Consider the following 16,463-nt stretch of genomic DNA (forward strand, 5'->3'; position numbering starts at 1 on the left):
GCTTCTATGAAGCTGAAATATTTTTTGACCGGTATAATGGTTTTGATGGTGATGAATTCTTTCGGGCAACTGAAAGTAAGTGCGGACCATCGATTTCTGGAAACTAAAAGTGGTAAACCATTCTTCTGGCTGGGTGATACTGCCTGGGAACTGTTTCACCGCCTGAGCCGTGAAGAGGCTGATCTTTATCTTACAGACCGGGCTGCAAAGGGCTTTACAGTGATACAGGCAGTAGCACTGGCAGAGCTTTCCGGACTTGATACGCCCAATTATTACGGCCATAGGCCATTGATAAATAATGACCCGCTGAAACCTAATGAGGCATATTTTAAGCATGTAGATTACATCGTAAACAAGGCGTCGAAACTGGGCTTGATCATAGCCATGTTGCCTAGCTGGGGTGACAAATGGAATAAGGCATGGGGAGTAGGCCCAGAGATCTTTACGCCCGCAAATGCGGCTGTATTTGGCGAGTACATGGGTAAGCGGTATAAGGACAAGCCGCTGATCTGGGTGATGGGCGGAGACCGAAATTTGGATAATGCCGAGGACTTTGAAATTATCAGGGCGATGGCCGAGGGAATAAAGAAAGTGGATGGAGCTGCGCATCTTATGACTTTTCATCCAACAGGTGCGCGTAGTTCATCAGAATTCGTGAATGATGATAAATGGATGGACTTTCATATGTCGCAGACAGGACATTCTTCAAAATCACAGAACTATAAGTTCAATATAAAAAACAGGGCTTTGACGCCTACGAGGCCGCACCTGGACGGAGAGCCACGCTATGAAGATCATCCAAATGAATTTAACCCCGTAAAATTTGGCTGGATGGATGATTTTGATGCACGGCAGACGGCCTATTCCAGTATGCTATCGGGTGCATGCGGACATACGTATGGTAACCATAATATCTGGCAGTTTTATGCAGAAGGACGTGCGCCGATCTCTAGTGCAAGGACGCACTGGAAGACTGCGCTTTCGCATCCTGGCGCAATGCAGGTAGGCTTGATGCGTAAGGCACTTGAGCGCAGGCCATGGCAGCGGCTGGTGCCTGACCAGGCAGTGATAGTTGGCGATAATCCTGAAAATGTGGAGTATAAGCTGGCATCTGTTTCGCAGGACAAAGATTTTATGATGGTATACATCCCCTATGGTTCTGCCACGAAAGTAGACCTACGCAAGCTAACGGGAAAATCACTGCGTGGATGGTGGTTTAATCCCAGGGATGGGAGAACAATCTCACTGGGAACTTTTGAAAACAATGGCGTCAAAGAATTCCGTCCCGGTTCTGCCGGACGTGGGAGTGACTGGTTGCTGATCATTGATGATGCGAACAAAAATTATCCGGATCCGCGAGTTTAGCGAATCAGCGATTACTTTTTAATTGCAGGCATTTTTGCGCCTTTTGTTAGGTCCCAGCTTTTATGGTAGGTTTTGCCAGATTTGACCGTCACCCATATCAGGCCCAATTCCTGATCTGGGTTTTTTATCAACGGCAGTATGGCGCTGCCCCATTCTTTGATCGGATCTTTGAGTTTCCACCAGCCAAGTTCCTTGCTTCCGTTCATGCCATCTTCATCGGCAGGATAGCCGATCTGAAAGGCAACTGCAGTTGGCGAAAAGCGGTTGGCCCAGTCGGCAAAACCTTTATTAAGCTCTTCGAGCAGACCTTCTGAAGCATCATCTATAAAGATCAGGTCGCCGCTGCCCCTGTAGGTAGGCGGCATAAATGACGGGTCGTAATGCCTTAGGAACATGCGGTAAGCAGGATTATATGATTTAATTTTTTCATCCCAGGCTTGGGCAAGCGAGTCCGTCGCTTTACCGAAATATTCGAGTTCAATGCCCAGCCCAGCTACACATTTATGGTGCTTATATTTAGCCAGCCATTGACTGATGTCCTTTATTACGTCCTGGTGTTTGAAAGGAAAAAGTTCCATGAATACCTGAACTCCCATTTTATCCATGTAACTCAAATATGCTTCCTGATCTTTTTCTGAAAGGCTCTTTGCGGTGGGGATGAGTTTGGAAAGCTCACCTACCGCAAGGGTAGACCAGGGAGCTGATCCCGGAAATTTATTCGTTGCATTAAAAATGGCCTGACCATATGCCTGATTGTTTGGCAGTAGGACGTTGTTGCCAATTTTAATGTCCAGCGCAGTTATGCCATCTCCGTTACTTGTACGTGTAAAATGCCAGGTACCTGTCCATTTATATTTTGCGGTTTTTGTTTGTGCGCGGACTTGCCCAGGACTGGTCAGAGAAATGGTAATGATCGATAAAGTAATTGCCGTGGTGCTTAGTAATTTTGCTGTTATGGTCTTCATTGCCTTGTGGTACACTAAAGGAGTATTTGGTTAATAGCCAAAGTAATAAATTTTTTTTAATGTTATCTTGCGCCTATGCAAAACTACAAAAACCACATCCGCTTTTATACGGCTCACCACTTTGTATTTTACCCTGTAATATTGGCATTGGCAGGGCTGTCTGTCTACTTTGCTTTTAGAGGAGCAGACCATGCTGCACTGCTCTGGATCTTTCTGGCACTTGCCTTTTTTGTGATTGGCTGGTTATCTTTCATGCTAAGGCAGCATTATGCCATGACCGGGCAAAACCGTACTGTGGTATTGGAAATGAGGTTCCGCTACTATGTGCTGACGCATGAACGGCTGGAACTGGTGGAGGACCGCCTGAGCTTCGGACAGATTGCTGCTCTGCGATTCGCCAGCGACGCAGAACTTGCTGCACTCATGGAGCGGACGCTTAAAGAAAACCTCTCTCCAGACGAAATTAAAAGATCGATAAAAAACTGGTTACCTGATAATAAGCGAGTCTAGGTTGGGTTTGAGTGCATCTGCCCATATCTGGTAGCCCTGATCTGAGGGGTGCGTATTATCGGGCATCATTCCCGGTAGTAAAGTACCGTCAGCAGCCAAGAGTTTTGGCCCAATATCCAGGTACTTTAGCTTGTTTTCCTTTGCAAAAGCCTCGAGTAGTTTGTTGATTTCATTGATTAATACACGCCTGGGGTGCTGCGGGTCTTTTTCCCTGGGGAAAACAGCCATCAGAACAATTCGAGCGGTGGGTACTTTAGACCGTATCCTGAGGCAAATGGTACGAATGCCTTCTGCGATTTCTTCAGCAGTATTCATCCTGGCATTTGCTGTCTCACTGGTGTTGTTGGTGCCGATATTGACGACGACTGTACGTGGTGTGAGTCCATCGAGTTCACCGTGATCCAATCGCCATAGTACATTTTGTGTGCGGTCCCAGCCGAAACCCAGATTAAGCACCCGGTATTGGCTAAATACAGACTCCCATGATTTGGGGCCATTAGGTACCCTGGCCTCGCCATTGGCATTTACAAGTTTTGGTACTCCGCCCCAAAAATGAGTAATGGAATTGCCGATCAGTACAATTTCCGGATTGACCGCGTCCTTAATGCGCAATACCTCGGCATGTCGGTCCCACCAGTTGTAGCTGTCATTTTCGAGCTTGGAGACCGGGACAATTGCTGTGTTGGCAGGCAGCTGAGTATCCAGGGATTGATCGCCCATCAAAGAAGATAGAAGAGGCTCCATGCCCTGGGCCCAGCGCCTGGCACCTTCCGGACTGGGATGCAGATAGTCGGGCATCAATACTTTATTAATAGCGCAGTCAAAGTTTAAGAACACATGGTTTACATCGCAGTAAAAGATGTTTTTTCCATCGGCCAGTTTGGATACGATGTCTGAAGCACGTTCGAGAATGGCGCGGTGTGAGGTTGGATTGGGGCCACCATAAGCTCCGGGAAAACACCTGAGCAGGACGACTTTGGTAAGTGGCAGTCTTTGTCTGACAAGCTTAACAATGGTTTCTATACCTCCGGCAAGTTGCGCGGCGGTGTGGCGGGTAGGGTAATTTTTTTCATCAACATTGTTAGTCCCGATTTCCAGGATCAGGACTTTAGGCGACTGTCCATCCAGTGCGCCATGTTCGATGTTCCAGATGAGGTTTTCGGTACGGTAGCCGCTGTAGCCAAGGTTAAGGGCTTTTCTTGGCGCAAAGAACTGATTCCATATGGGCTGATACTCCTGTTTTTCAAAGTTGTTGGTAATGGAATTCCCTAACAGGATCAGGTCGTATTGGTCTTTTGCTGTCGCTTCCAGTTTGGCGTTGTGACGCGCTGTACTGTATCCTTCTACAGCAGATGCAGCAGGATTTGTGCCTTTAAGCGGCTCGTATCCCTTCCAGGTTTTCTGGTATTCCGAGGCACTGATCTTCCAGGCTTCATTGGGGTTTGCTGAAAAAGTAATATGGAGTTTAGCTTTAGGATGAAGGGGAGGCATTACTCTTGGAAAAACAGTACCAGCTATCGTCTCGTTGAGGTATGCCGGATCAACCAGGTGTACACTGTCTGGCTGCTCATTTTCATTCATATACTGTAAGGCCCTGGCAGCCAGGTGTGCGCCGGCTTCAAATCCCTTGACAACAAGCAAGCCGTTAGACAAGCTTTTTTTGGCTTGCTCGGCACGCAAGGTTTTTACTGCCTGGATGACATCTTTTAGTGCCAGGTCTCTTGTGTCTTTGACGGCATCCACATGGTAATCTAGGATGGCGGCATCAAAGCCTTGTTTGTTTATCAGAGCGGCTTCTGCCAGCCCTTCAGATTTTGTCTTCAGTGATTTATATGCTCCGCCTGGCAGCAGCAGCACCGTACCTTTTGGTTGTTTTGAAGTTGTGCGTATCAGGCGCAGCAGGGCTGCTTTAAAACTGACGGCATTACCTGTGGCGTTGAGTGCATTTCCTTTGGTCAGCGGCTTCCCTTCCAGAGAAAGGTAAGTAACAGGTTTTTGTGCATAGACAAGGGGGCCGAACCCTATTCCGAAGAAAAAGTACAGTAAGAAAGCATATTTCATGCTGAAAGATAGCAATTTTACACAAACAACCCTGTGGCGTGTTTGCCAAGTCCGTCAGGAGTCGTGTAAAAAGGGCGTTTCTCGATCAAATAGTTTGTGTCTTCCGCTATCCCCAGCGCATGGTAAATACTTTGGTGTACCTGGTCTATCATGATTGGTTTTTCGATGGTCTTGCATGGGCGCTCATCAGCAGTTTTCCCGTAAACATTGCCTTTTTTGATTCCACCGCCAAACATGAGCATAGATCCGCCGTCGGTAAAATGACGGTGCATGCCATAGTTTTTAATGTCCTGTATGATATCTGGCTGCGCTACCTGCTCCTGGACTTTCAGGTCCGGGCGACCTTCCACCATCATGTCCCTGCTAAATTCACTGGCCAGAATTACCAGTGTACGGTCCAGGCGGCCACTTTGCTCCAGGTCTTTGATCAGTTGCGCTACCGGGCCATCTATCTGTTTTTTCATATCTGCCAGACGGGTGTGACCATTGTCGTGCGTGTCCCAGCCTTTGAAAGGTTCATATTCAGTGGTAACACTGATAAACCTGGCTCCTTGTTCCGTAAGCCGCTTTGCCATCAGACAGCCCAATCCAAATTTACCGGTATTGTAGATATCGTAGCTTTCTTTGGGTTCCTGGCTCAGGTCAAAAGCTTTTGCTTCGGGTGAGTTTAGCAGGATATAAGCCTGTTCCATAGACCTTTTTAGCGATTCTTTCTGGTAGTCGCTTCCATATTCACCTACCGGGCTCTGACTGATCAGGTCCTGGTAAAGCTGGTTTCGTTTTTCAAATCTGCTGGCCGACATGCCTACAGGAGGCCTTACGCTGTCGAGTCCGGAAGAAGGGTCGGGAATGAGGAAAGGGCCGTATTCATTGCCGAGAAAACCCGCTGTATGGAATGCTTTCAGTTCCTCTCCTTCACCCAGCGTAAACCGCTGTCCGATGTCAATAAAAGCAGGGATAACGGGATTTAAAGGGCCTAGTTCTTTAGCGATCCATGACCCAAGGTGAGGGGCCGCAACAGACTGGGGCGGCTGGTAACAGGTATGCCAGTGGTACTGATGTCTGGAATGCAGGATATGCCCCATGTCGGCAGCTACATAAGAACGGATCAGGGTGCCTTTGTCCATGATTTTACCGATGGATTCCAGTCCCTCTGAAAAATTGATGCCGTCTAAAATGGTGGGTACTGATTTAAAGGTGCTGAGCACACTGTTTGCCTGCATCCCTTTACTAAAAGGGGTATATTTTTTTGGATCAAAGGTATCTGTATGTGCCATGCCTCCGGCCATCCAGAGCAGGATCACTGTATCAGCGGTAGCCTTGCTGTTTCTGACATTGGAATCGGTTAGCCATTTGGTAACCGGTATACCCGCTGCCATTGCGGCAATTGCAGCTCCACTTGTATTTTTTAAAAAATCCCTTCTGTTCCAGTTCATCTTTTTAAAATTAGGGTCAATTTAAGCATAATTCAGTTAATAGATAATTTGAAACTCCGGCAATAGTACCATTGCCCAGAACAGATCCTGCACTGCATCAGCTGTAGGTGCTTTGCCCAATGATTTACGTGCTATAGCCAGTTCATTTTGCCGGGGTTCCCTGCCCAGTGTTCTTTCGTAAATATTCTTGATCAGGAGATCAGGGTCATTAAACTTTTTGATCCACTGTTCTGCCCCTTCCTTCAGCACCGCGTTAAACCGCCCGCCATTGGTCAGTTCCAATGCCTGCAGCAGGTTGGCCTGTGAGTCCCTTCCTGTAGAGACAGTTTCTCTGTTTGGCCTTCCCAATGCGGACAGGAAGCTATTGTTGGCAACCAGTGCAGCCCTTACAAACGAAGGTTTTGCCGGGGTCCCGTTGTATGCCGCTTTTAAAAAAGGGTTGTATTTGAGGTTGGAGTCTGCAAAAACAGGTGAGATGATGTTACTTACCGCATCGGTAAACTGTTCGGCCGACATCCGTCTGCGCACCATTCCTTTAAACTTATATTTAGGGTTGCTGATAATAGCAGGCTCTTTGTACCCAACCGATGGCAGCTGGTAAGCATTGGAAGTGGCGATCAGATAGATGAGTTCCTTAAGGTCGGTCTTTTTTGCTACGAAATCATAGGCCATCCAGTCCAGCAAATCCTGGTTCCAGGGTTCATTGTCCATGACATCAACCGGTTCAATGAGCCCACGGCCCATCATCTGAGCCCAGATGCGGTTTACGATGGTACGGTATAAACGGCCGTTTTCAGGTTTGATCAGGTTCTCTGCCAATTGCTTCCGTTTGACTGCTACCGTAGCCTTATTGTCGATTGTCCCTAATTTTTTCCACAGCATCCTGGCATCTACAAACTTTCCGGTAGGCTTGTCACAGCGGTTTATTTCCAGCGTAGTATCTGCAAATATATTGGCAAAGGCATAAGCATCCTCCAGCTTCCAGTCGCTGATAAAACTATTGTGACAGGAAGCGCATTTGAGGTTAAGGCCGAGGAATACCTGTGAGACATTTTGTGCAGCCTGCATTTCTGTCCGCTGACTGGAATTGACCACACCCCTCCATTTGATGCCTTCTATAAAACCCTTTGATTCGGCAGTCGGGCTGATCAATTCTTTGACAAACTGATTATAAGGCTTATTGTTCTTTAATGATTTATACAGCCAGTCGGTAATGTTGAAACGCCCCCCGGTGATGTATCCCGTGCCCGTATAGTCATTCCTTAAGGCATCGTTCCAGAAACTAAGCCAGTGCAATGCATAATCATCTTCGAGGTTCAGGAGCTGACGTACCCAGAGCGCTCTTTTATTTGGCCGCGCATCGTTGCTAAACTTTTCTATCTCTTCCGGACTTGGCAACATCCCAATAACGTCCAGGTAAATCCTGCGGAGGTAAAGCTCGTCATTGACCACAGCAGGCCATTTGGTCTTGTTTTTGATGAAATACTGATCGGTCCAGCGGTCTACAGGATTGCTGAGCCCGCTTTTTGCTCCGTCTGACAGGCCAGCAGGCGCATCAGGAAGTATGGGATTGCGTGGCATGAGTTCGGCCACTTTATAGATAATTTCCTTGCTGCCATCTTCAGGCCATGGCGCACCTTTTTCGATCCAGAGTTTGATGATCTCAATTTCATTGTTCTTTAGTTTTTTCCCCTTAGAAGGCATGACATCTTCATGGTCTGCCGGAAGATTAATTCTAATGAAGAGTTCGCTTTTTTCAGGATTTCCCGGAACGATGACAGGGCCATTTTCTCCCCCTTTCAGCACCATGTGCTTTCCGTCGAGCCTGAGTCCGCCTTTTATTTTTTCGGGGCCGTGGCATTTATAACAATTGTGTGCCAGGATGGCCCTTACTTCTGTATTAAGATCTGTCACCTGCTTTACGCTGAGCTTTCCGGTGTCTGCCTGGAGCGCCTCCAGGTTAAAATTGGCTGATGGTTTTTCTATACCTCCGCCATCTTTGGATGAGCTGGAGGATTTCGGGAAGAGATCACCATGTGTGAGGGTGGCACCAAAATGACCTGCAACAGCTACCCCAATACCTGTAAGAAAAAGGAGTGAACGGTAAGCAATCACATACCCAGGTTTATGATTTTTCCTGATCAGCAGTAGGAAAGATAAGGTGAACAAACTCAAAATTGCGGTAGCGTAACCAGTCCATTGATGGAGGTCTATGGTGTTTCCACTGTAGTCGCCATACAGGAACAGCAGCCAGCCAAAAAGGGCCGAGATCAGTGCAGAAATCGATCCTGCAATAACAAGGGCATTGATGCCCGGCCTAAACCTGGAGTGGAAATTTTTTACTGTAGACAGTTCCAGTATTGCGGCAAATAGCAGTAAACCCACCGGAAAATGAACAGCGAGTGGATGCAAATGGCCTAAAAATTCCCAAAGCCAAAATGCATTGACCTGTAGCATAGTTGAAATTATATTTGGTGTTTAAAAATAGGGGCAATGCCCTCGCCCAATAGCTAAATATCCGTTTTTTTTTTAGAATAACCAACCTGTACTGTCCTGCTATCACTAGGATATTTGAGAATTTTTCTATATGTTTATGAAATGGACGATCTCTTAAATATCACTGTTATCTGGTTCATCATTGGATTTATATGCTTTCTGCTGGAATTCGTTGTGCCGGGATTCATTATCTTCTTTTTTGGTATAGGAGCATGGATCGTTGCCGGATTAACGCTTGTATCAGATGTTTCTATCAACGTGCAACTGATTGTTTTCCTGGCCTCCTCACTATTGTCAGTGCTCCTGTTTAGAAACTGGATAAAGGCTAAATTGGGTATGCGGGCAGCGAGTCCGGGCCTGCTGGAAGATGAGATTATCGGTAAAACCGCTGTCGCCAGCACAAGCTTTCTTCCCGGTAGAACAGGGAAAGTATATTTCAAAGGGGCAAGCTGGGATGCCCAGGCTGAGGAGCCCATCAATGAGGGTGATGAACTGACCATCATTGGCTATGAAAGCATTGTATTAACTGTAACACTTAAAAAAATATAACATGAACGCTACTTCTATTATTTTGATTATTTTAATCGTATTTGTCTTTATTGCTTTTTTGTCGACGTTCAAGGTTGTGCCTCAGCGCTCAGAATTTATTGTTGAGCGCCTGGGTAAATACAGCCGGACATTGGATGCCGGTTTTCATATCCTGATCCCTTTTATTGACAAAATAGCCTACAAGCAAAACCTGAAGGAGCAGGCATTGGATGTAGCCCCTCAGATCTGTATCACCCGGGATAATATTGCGGTAGAAGTAGACGGGGTTTTGTACCTTCAGGTCATTGATCCTCAAAAAGCATCCTACGGAATTGACAATTATAAATTTGCGGTAGTTCAGATTGCACAGACGACCATGAGAAGCATTATCGGAAAGATGGAACTGGATAAAACATTTGAAGAACGGGATACGGTGAATGCCAGTATTGTAGAGGCAGTGGACAAGGCAAGTGAGCCATGGGGTATAAAAGTATCCCGCTACGAGGTAAGGAATATTTCTCCTCCGCAGAGCATCCGTGACGCCATGGAGAAGCAGATGCGTGCGGAACGTGAAAAGAGGGCTTTGATTGCTGAATCTGAAGGTGATAAACAAGCCAAGATCAACAGGGCCGAGGGTGATAAGCAGGAGGCGATAGCCAGATCAGAGGGTGAGAAAATGCGTATGATCAATGAGGCAAGCGGTACTGCATCTGAAATTGAAATGGTAGCGATAGCTACAGCAAAAGGTATCATGGCGATTGCCAAAGCCATCAATGAAGAGGGTGGAATGAATGCAGTAAACTTGCGCATCGCCGAGCAATATCTGGGCGAGTTTGGCAAGCTGGCCAAAACGAACAATACGATGATCGTTCCTGCCGACCTGTCGGATATCGCAGGGGTTATTGCAAGTATTACTTCTGTTCTGAACAAAACTCAGCCCAACAGTCCTTCATTTTTAGCGAAGACTTAGAGTAGCTAATCCCGGTTTCCTTTAACGGGCTTGAGATAGATCTCTTTCTTTTGCATATTAATGGTAAAATTATAGTTGCTAATCAGTTCAACGCCAATAGAGCCGTCAAAGCCGGGGTTCCAGTTTTCATTTTGTCCGCCTCCCGCCATTAAGGTAACGGACATGTTTTTAACGGGGGGCATATTTGAAAAAGAAAAGTAAGCAGCTTTTCCCGAAAAAGTTGGGGTATTTATGCCCATGCTGGTTGTGCTGCCATGCCTTTCAGCCTTAAATCCGCTGACCAGCAGCTTATGTTGTTTTACAAATGGCCTGAAGCAGATCAGGCCATAAGCAGCCCCTGTATCAAAAACAAAGTTCCCGGGACTAGACTGATCTACTGTGATGCTTAAAGTGCCGGGGATGATAAATAACCCGGCAGGAATAGTGAAAGGAATTGCGGTTCCTCCTTTTTCTTCAAAGTCGCCAAAGTTATAAAGCAATAATTCCTTGCGGTCATAATCTACCTTAACAATATAATGCCGGGCCAGGGTGTTGCCAATAATGCCATCTGTACCTTCTTTGTGCAGCTCTTTAAAAATAGCGATGCTCTGGTTTTTAAAATCAAAGCTGCCCAAATGCACCGTATTTCCGGTAGAAACTGAAATGTCTATAGAACCACCAACTACAGAGGTTTTCTGTGTGCGGGCAATCTTTAAGCCTATGGAATCGGCTAAGCCTTGTCCTACAGCCATTCCATCAGCGCCTGTATCAAAAAGCAGTTTGAGGGGGCGGGGAAACTCATTGAGTTTTACGGTAAGGATGATATTGCCATTATGGCTTTCAAAGGGGATACGTGCAACTTCCTTTGCATTCGTCAATATTGAAAAACACAGGGCCGCCAATAAGGTCAGAACTTGCTTCATTAAATTCATATGTTGATCTTGTTAAAAAGCCCGGTAAGGAGGTCATCAAAACCGGGCTTCGCTTTATTGTTTTGCTGTCAGTGTTTTTTCGAGCAGGGCCTTAAGTGCAGGATTTGATGGTCTTGGTGAATCAACGGACACTATCTTTCCTTTTTGGTCGAACACCAGGAAACGAGGAATGGAATTCACTTTGTAATATTGAGAAAACTCATTTCCCGGGCCACCGGCAAATAATTGTGTGCCGCCTAAGTTTTCATCCTTAATCATCTTTAGCCATTTTTCCTTGTCTTTCAGGGCATCAGTTGATAAGCTGATAATTTCCACATCCTTTCCTTCCATTTCCTTTTCGAGTTTTTTTAGGTGAGGAATTTCGGCTTTGCAGGGCCCACACCAGGTTGCCCAAACGTCAACCAGCACAACTTTACCCCTTAACGACGCCATGCTGACCGTTTTACCTTCCTTATCCGGATAAGCGAATGCATAGGCATCATCGCCAGGTTTTAAGGTAAGCAAGGGGGTAGCAATATCCAGATTTCTCTTCTTCTGCGCTGCAGTTAAGATATACTTGCCATATACTTCCATTAGTTCTTTATAGTCCGTGTAGTTTTTATACCGCATGGCATTTTCCAATACTGCATCGCCCTTGAGGGTATCATTTGGTATAAAAGAAAGAGCGTTTTTAAGCCCTTCCAAACCAGGCGTAAATTTCACGTTTTGCAATCTCATATTCACCATGACCAATCCGGCTAGTATTCTCGCCCCCCATGGCTGTTGGTAAACTTCCAAGGCATTTTTAGCAAAACCCTGTGTTGTTAGCGTAGTGTAATAGGGGCTATATTCCTCAACAGACGGATGCGCAGTGCGTGGGGTATTCAGAAAACTGACGGCATAGTGGGCCATATCCCACTTGATGTTTTCTATCATTACCTTATCGAACTTCGCGTTCCCGGTTTTTTTTCCATTCAGAAAGATTTTAGATTTAGCAACAATATCTTCCAACTCGGGGAAAAAATCGATGAAGGTGCTGTTAACTCTAAAAAAGTTGATTGACTTCTGCTCCAATGGAAACACTAAATCATGCCACTGAGCCATCACTACATTCTCTTTGGAATTCCGATTCCCGTTAAGTACATAACTCGAATCGGATATGGAAAGAGAAAGTTTATCGCCAGGCTTAAAATAGAATTTATAGCTATCAGCCGGATTGTTAATGGCACCGGTTCCAACTAAATAAAAGCCTTCATACTCCGGGTAGAAAAGGAAGCCAAAACGTCCCTTGTCTCCCGGTGTTGATACCGCAATTTCTAAGGGCTTTCCTTCGACAATTTTAAATAGCTTTAAGGGACTCTTTCTTTCCTTGTTCAGTTGACCGTTAATTTCGACAGGCAACTGGGCAAGTAACGGCAATGTTGCTAGTAACAACATTGCCGAACTGTATATTTTTTTTAGTATCATATTTTGATTAGATGTGTGTGTTTAGATTAACGCTCTCTATAGTCTACACTTACAATTTTACCAAAGCCAGTGTAACTTTCTCCTTTAACCAAGTCACCATTAAGTGACGGAACTTCAAATAATTCCATTTTTCCATTTTTATCTGCCGTGAGCGCGGGATCGTAGCTGCACACCATTAGTTGATTTCTCCGGGTTTGATAATACGGTCTGGAAGCTGTGGTTCTCGAAAATTCATGAAATTTTAGCATACTGATCACCTCAGCACCCTTATCAATCATTAATTTGCTAGTTTTTAAAGAGGTATCATATTCATAAACTTTATCGCCAGTGCTATAAAACAAATAGCCATATACAGGGCTTACAGCAAACTTATTTGCAAGGCCGATTTCCGTTGCCTGGATCTCTTGGAAATAGGTTTGTATGCCGGTTGTCGCGTTAAACCGTGCCAGGAAAATCTTACCTGCAGTGTTTTTCAGTACAGCAAATACATCTCCCCCATTAAATGGAGAATATTCCATATGAACCAGATCCATTCCAACATTATTAAAGTCAAAAAGAGAATTGGCTGAAAAAGTGGATACATTTGATTCGTCGTTGCCATGCTTTAAAAATCGCTTCTTATCGGTATCAAAAAGTACAGCTATGGCCTCCAAAGTTGTGGGGTGCCTTACTGCAACCACAAAAGGTGCGGCGCGGAATCCAACTGACTCCCCTTTTACCAGGTTTATTGGCGTACCATAGTTTATCTGATAGGAATACATGTAGTAATAGACATTTCCTCCTGAATACATATAAGAATTTCCTGCTTCCAATTTAATTGGAGCAAAAAAATCAGCATGGAAACCCGCAGGTACATTTGCCACCACCTCATAAGAGAGGTTGTAAGTGTTTTTCCATTTGAACGTTTCAGGATCTATTCTGTTCGTTGCCTGGTCAGTTGATAAATAAATTCCAAAGATAGCGGGAGTGTAATTAAAACAATTGACACTCAGTGGCTTGCCTTTTAATGTCAGCTCTGAGCCTGTTGTGCCCAGGACATCAATAATTGTGGTGTACTGGTCATTAATCTTTGAAATCATGTCAACCCGCGCATTTCCGCTCACCTCACTCATCAGCATCCATCCTTCATAGATAGAGGTTTCTACTCTCAGTTTAAAAGTGGTTCTGTAAGTAACTCCACTCTCCTTATCCGTTACCATATAATAAACTCTGTATGTTCCCGGAGGAATTTGAAGAACAATATCCAGGTTACGTGTTTTGGCCAGGTCTTTCTTTACATCAGCAGCCAGGCCACCGGCCAGATTAATCGCAAACCATTCATAGGCATAACGATCTGCATTGCCGGAGTTGTCCTGGCTAAATTTCAGTGTGGGATTGAGTTGAAATCTGGAACCGAGAATGGTATTATAGTCAGGGTTGATACCCGAAAAGTCTACCGAATTGATTTCCTGATAACTGTAATTTCCGAGATCCTTTTTACAGGAAAGAGCCGTTAACAGCATTAAAACGCATAATGCATGTTTTATATATTGATTTTTAAGCATATTTGTCTTTTTTAAATTATTGAACTCCCGGACCCATAATCATTTCACTGGAGTCCTCCTCATAAATAGTCTTTCCTGCTGCCTTCATTTCATTCAGATATCGTTGCATGAAAGTTGCGTAATAGAGGGATTTTGGGATGGGCGTAAGGGCAGTATTGTCGAGATCACTGATTTTTTCAATTTCAGCAACTTCTGCCAAGAGAAATAACTTTTTTCTGCTGAATGTGCCCATATAGAAATCCAGCCAGGACTTAGGTTTTTTTAGAATGTCATCAAACCAGACACTATGCTGGATATAACTGAGCTTTTTCCCTGTTGTGACATTCACTATCCGGTCTTCCATTGGCGTTTTGAAATTGGCGTTTTCTTCCAGATTCAGACGCAGTATGACCGGCTTACTGGTCAGTTCAGCAATACGATTAAGTTTTAAAAATATACGTCCAACGGTTTCATTGGCCGGGATAACAAAATTTTTGGAAACAAATTCATAATGCGTACCTTCTATAGCCGTTGACGATGGATCAATAGTTAATTTAAAATCCCTGTCTGTTTTCGATGGAAGGCCGGCGGCCCTTACTTGTAGGTAAAACACTGAATCTTTTAGTTCTGGCTTTGCATAGCCAAATGATACGATAGAGCTATCATTAACCGGAAGCTGATTAATAGAAACCATGGCAGGCAGGAAATAAATACCGTCTACACCATCATAGGTATTCAGATTTTTTTTGCATGATACAAATGCGGCACAGAATGCCAGCAATGCAACTATTATATATATATATTTCTTCATGATCTGGATCTTATTATCTAGGGGTTAATTCAGACAAAGGCAATGGAACAACATATTTGGTAGCATTCATTGTAATACTGCCGCTTGTCGCTAATGGATTTGGAATCGTAGCGCTGTTCATCCGTTTGTAATAATAAAAAAGCTGTCCTTCACCAAAAAATTCTTTTTGATATTCTTTTAACAATTCCGTAGTAAGATTAGCAGTGGGCGGTAAATTTAGCAGGCCCCTATTGTTCCTTACTGTATTTAAATAACCGGCATTTTGCTCACTCTCTGCAGCGATATAATACATTTCACTTAACCTAAGCAATGATATCGTTAACCTGTAGTCCAATTTCTTGTCGATGATATCGGCATATTTAAAAAACGTTTTATAAGATTTCCCACCTATGCCGGTAAGCATCCAGTTGGGGTTATAACGGTAGTCATTTTCGTTGTTCTCAAATGTTGTTTTCAAACGGGCATCCGATGGGGCCAATATACTTTTGTCCTGTAAATCCGGAGCAAAGTAGTCCCTGTGTACATCGTAAAGATCAAGCGTTTGCAATCCAAAAAGGATCTCGCCGGTAAATACCCGGTTTGGGTTTATCTTGTCTGATAAGACCTGTCCTGTGGTGATCCAGGGGAATTTAGTTGCGTTATCGATCACCGATTTAGCCGCTGCCAGAGCGGAGACCTTATCTCCGCGATATAAATAAACTCTTGCCTGCAATCCCTTTACCGCATAATAATTCAAACGATAATTTCGGTAGGTCAGGTAATTGTAATTTGCCGATTTAATTACGCCAACTTTTTTAATTGGATCCCCGTTCAACAGTATTTCTGCAGTATTAAGATCAGCTATAACCTTTTGCATGATCTGGTTTGCAGGCAAAATTTCACTAACATCCGTACCTGCGGTTGTGTAATAAGGGATTGCTGTTTTAGTAGAGTCGGCGGTACGATATACCGGGCCAAACAACCTAAGCATATCGAACTGAAGGAAGGCCCTGAGTGCGTATGCCTCTCCTCTGAACAAAGAATCTGTTTGCTTATCCAGTACGCCAGGATAGGCATCCAGGTTTTGGATAAATTTATTGGCATTGACTACATTTATGTACGTCTGCGTCCACATCCCATCTAACCTTGCCTTAACATTCTTATCATCAAATGTGTATGTCTGGTATTTGCTAAAATCGTGGAGTGAGTTAACATTGTAGCGCTGGGCAAAGATATCCAATACTGTACTGGTTAGGTTCGCTCCATACAACCTTTCTTTCCCCATTTCCAGGTAAATTCCGTTTAATGCATCGGCAATACCTTGCCGGGTTGAAAAAATCTGTTTTTCTGTAAATTTATCCTCCGGCTGAACATCGAGCCATTTTTTGCATGACACAAACGGAAGTAATGCTACCAGAGCGGTGATTATGATGGTATTCTTAGATATTTTTTTCATAACTGA

General features: G+C 44.5%; 13 protein-coding genes. 4 read left to right on the forward strand and 9 right to left on the reverse strand.

Annotated features, from left to right (window positions below):
- Positions 1 to 6 precede the first annotated feature (6 nt).
- Positions 7 to 1,365 (forward strand): glycoside hydrolase family 140 protein, encoded by a 1,359-nt coding sequence (locus EZ437_RS05920; RefSeq protein WP_205942651.1) that lies wholly within the window; start codon positions 7 to 9, stop codon positions 1,363 to 1,365.
- Between the two features lie 11 nt (positions 1,366 to 1,376).
- On the opposite strand, the gene EZ437_RS05925 is transcribed toward EZ437_RS05920, so the two are convergent.
- Positions 1,377 to 2,330 carry a hypothetical protein gene (locus EZ437_RS05925; RefSeq protein WP_131594185.1) on the reverse strand — a complete coding sequence of 318 codons (954 nt, stop codon included), beginning with the start codon at positions 2,328 to 2,330 and terminating at the stop codon, positions 1,377 to 1,379.
- Between the two features lie 75 nt (positions 2,331 to 2,405).
- Here EZ437_RS05925 and EZ437_RS05930 point away from each other — a divergent pair, with 75 nt between their 5' ends.
- On the forward strand, positions 2,406 to 2,840 hold the full coding sequence (locus EZ437_RS05930) for a DUF6526 family protein (protein ID WP_131594187.1): 435 nt from the start codon (positions 2,406 to 2,408) through the stop codon (positions 2,838 to 2,840).
- Here EZ437_RS05930 and EZ437_RS05935 read toward each other — a convergent pair.
- The 3 genes from EZ437_RS05935 to EZ437_RS05945 are packed head-to-tail and all read right to left on the reverse strand — an operon-like array spanning position 2,817 to position 8,794.
- Positions 2,817 to 4,901, reverse strand: a complete 2,085-nt coding sequence (locus EZ437_RS05935; protein ID WP_131594189.1) for a GDSL-type esterase/lipase family protein — start codon at positions 4,899 to 4,901, stop codon at positions 2,817 to 2,819. The genes EZ437_RS05930 and EZ437_RS05935 overlap by 24 nt on opposite strands.
- Before the next feature lie 17 nt (positions 4,902 to 4,918).
- Complete coding sequence (locus EZ437_RS05940) at positions 4,919 to 6,337, reverse strand: DUF1501 domain-containing protein (RefSeq protein ID WP_131594191.1); 1,419 nt, start codon at positions 6,335 to 6,337, stop codon at positions 4,919 to 4,921.
- Between the two features lie 36 nt (positions 6,338 to 6,373).
- Entirely contained in the window at positions 6,374 to 8,794 is a 2,421-nt protein-coding gene (locus tag EZ437_RS05945) for a DUF1549 domain-containing protein (protein WP_131594193.1), read from the reverse strand.
- A 141-nt stretch (positions 8,795 to 8,935) separates the two neighbouring features.
- On the opposite strand from EZ437_RS05945, the gene EZ437_RS05950 reads away from it, so the two are divergent.
- Positions 8,936 to 9,382, forward strand: a complete 447-nt coding sequence (locus EZ437_RS05950) for an NfeD family protein (protein WP_131594195.1) — start codon at positions 8,936 to 8,938, stop codon at positions 9,380 to 9,382.
- Between the two features lies 1 nt (position 9,383).
- On the forward strand, positions 9,384 to 10,331 hold the full coding sequence (locus EZ437_RS05955; RefSeq protein ID WP_131594197.1) for an SPFH domain-containing protein: 948 nt from the start codon (positions 9,384 to 9,386) through the stop codon (positions 10,329 to 10,331).
- A gap of 5 nt (positions 10,332 to 10,336) precedes the next feature.
- On the opposite strand, the gene EZ437_RS05960 is transcribed toward EZ437_RS05955, so the two are convergent.
- From EZ437_RS05960 to EZ437_RS05980, 5 genes are all read right to left on the reverse strand, one after another.
- The gene (locus EZ437_RS05960; RefSeq protein ID WP_225869507.1) at positions 10,337 to 11,233 is read right to left on the reverse strand and encodes a retropepsin-like aspartic protease; all 897 of its coding nucleotides are present in this window, start codon (positions 11,231 to 11,233) and stop codon (positions 10,337 to 10,339) included.
- A gap of 63 nt (positions 11,234 to 11,296) precedes the next feature.
- Positions 11,297 to 12,688, reverse strand: coding sequence for a TlpA family protein disulfide reductase (locus EZ437_RS05965; RefSeq protein ID WP_131594201.1), 1,392 nt, complete (start codon positions 12,686 to 12,688; stop codon positions 11,297 to 11,299).
- A 26-nt stretch (positions 12,689 to 12,714) separates the two neighbouring features.
- Positions 12,715 to 14,232 carry a PKD-like family lipoprotein gene (locus tag EZ437_RS05970; RefSeq protein WP_131594203.1) on the reverse strand — a complete coding sequence of 506 codons (1,518 nt, stop codon included), beginning with the start codon at positions 14,230 to 14,232 and terminating at the stop codon, positions 12,715 to 12,717.
- A 16-nt stretch (positions 14,233 to 14,248) separates the two neighbouring features.
- Positions 14,249 to 15,022: a DUF4843 domain-containing protein gene (locus tag EZ437_RS05975; RefSeq protein ID WP_131594205.1), complete on the reverse strand. Its 774-nt coding sequence runs from the start codon at positions 15,020 to 15,022 to the stop codon at positions 14,249 to 14,251.
- A 13-nt stretch (positions 15,023 to 15,035) separates the two neighbouring features.
- Positions 15,036 to 16,457, reverse strand: coding sequence for a RagB/SusD family nutrient uptake outer membrane protein (locus EZ437_RS05980; RefSeq protein ID WP_131594207.1), 1,422 nt, complete (start codon positions 16,455 to 16,457; stop codon positions 15,036 to 15,038).
- Between the last annotated feature and the right edge of the window lie 6 nt (positions 16,458 to 16,463).

Origin of the sequence: Pedobacter psychroterrae (assembly GCF_004331695.1) — a bacterium.
Lineage (GTDB): Bacteria > Bacteroidota > Bacteroidia > Sphingobacteriales > Sphingobacteriaceae > Pedobacter > Pedobacter psychroterrae.

Excerpts from the sequence above, each read along its gene's own strand:
- EZ437_RS05980 (WP_131594207.1), bottom strand. The coding sequence starts at position 16,457 with ATGAAAAAAATATCTAAGAATACCATCATAATCACCGCTCTGGTAGCA.
- EZ437_RS05920 (WP_205942651.1), top strand. The coding sequence starts at position 7 with ATGAAGCTGAAATATTTTTTGACCGGTATAATGGTTTTGATGGTGATG.
- EZ437_RS05965 (WP_131594201.1), bottom strand. The coding sequence starts at position 12,688 with ATGATACTAAAAAAAATATACAGTTCGGCAATGTTGTTACTAGCAACA.
- EZ437_RS05975 (WP_131594205.1), bottom strand. The coding sequence starts at position 15,022 with ATGAAGAAATATATATATATAATAGTTGCATTGCTGGCATTCTGTGCC.
- EZ437_RS05970 (WP_131594203.1), bottom strand. The coding sequence starts at position 14,232 with ATGCTTAAAAATCAATATATAAAACATGCATTATGCGTTTTAATGCTG.
- EZ437_RS05930 (WP_131594187.1), top strand. The coding sequence starts at position 2,406 with ATGCAAAACTACAAAAACCACATCCGCTTTTATACGGCTCACCACTTT.
- EZ437_RS05925 (WP_131594185.1), bottom strand. The coding sequence starts at position 2,330 with ATGAAGACCATAACAGCAAAATTACTAAGCACCACGGCAATTACTTTA.
- EZ437_RS05935 (WP_131594189.1), bottom strand. The coding sequence starts at position 4,901 with ATGAAATATGCTTTCTTACTGTACTTTTTCTTCGGAATAGGGTTCGGC.
- EZ437_RS05950 (WP_131594195.1), top strand. The coding sequence starts at position 8,936 with ATGGACGATCTCTTAAATATCACTGTTATCTGGTTCATCATTGGATTT.
- EZ437_RS05945 (WP_131594193.1), bottom strand. The coding sequence starts at position 8,794 with ATGCTACAGGTCAATGCATTTTGGCTTTGGGAATTTTTAGGCCATTTG.
- EZ437_RS05960 (WP_225869507.1), bottom strand. The coding sequence starts at position 11,233 with ATGAAGCAAGTTCTGACCTTATTGGCGGCCCTGTGTTTTTCAATATTG.
- EZ437_RS05940 (WP_131594191.1), bottom strand. The coding sequence starts at position 6,337 with ATGAACTGGAACAGAAGGGATTTTTTAAAAAATACAAGTGGAGCTGCA.
- EZ437_RS05955 (WP_131594197.1), top strand. The coding sequence starts at position 9,384 with ATGAACGCTACTTCTATTATTTTGATTATTTTAATCGTATTTGTCTTT.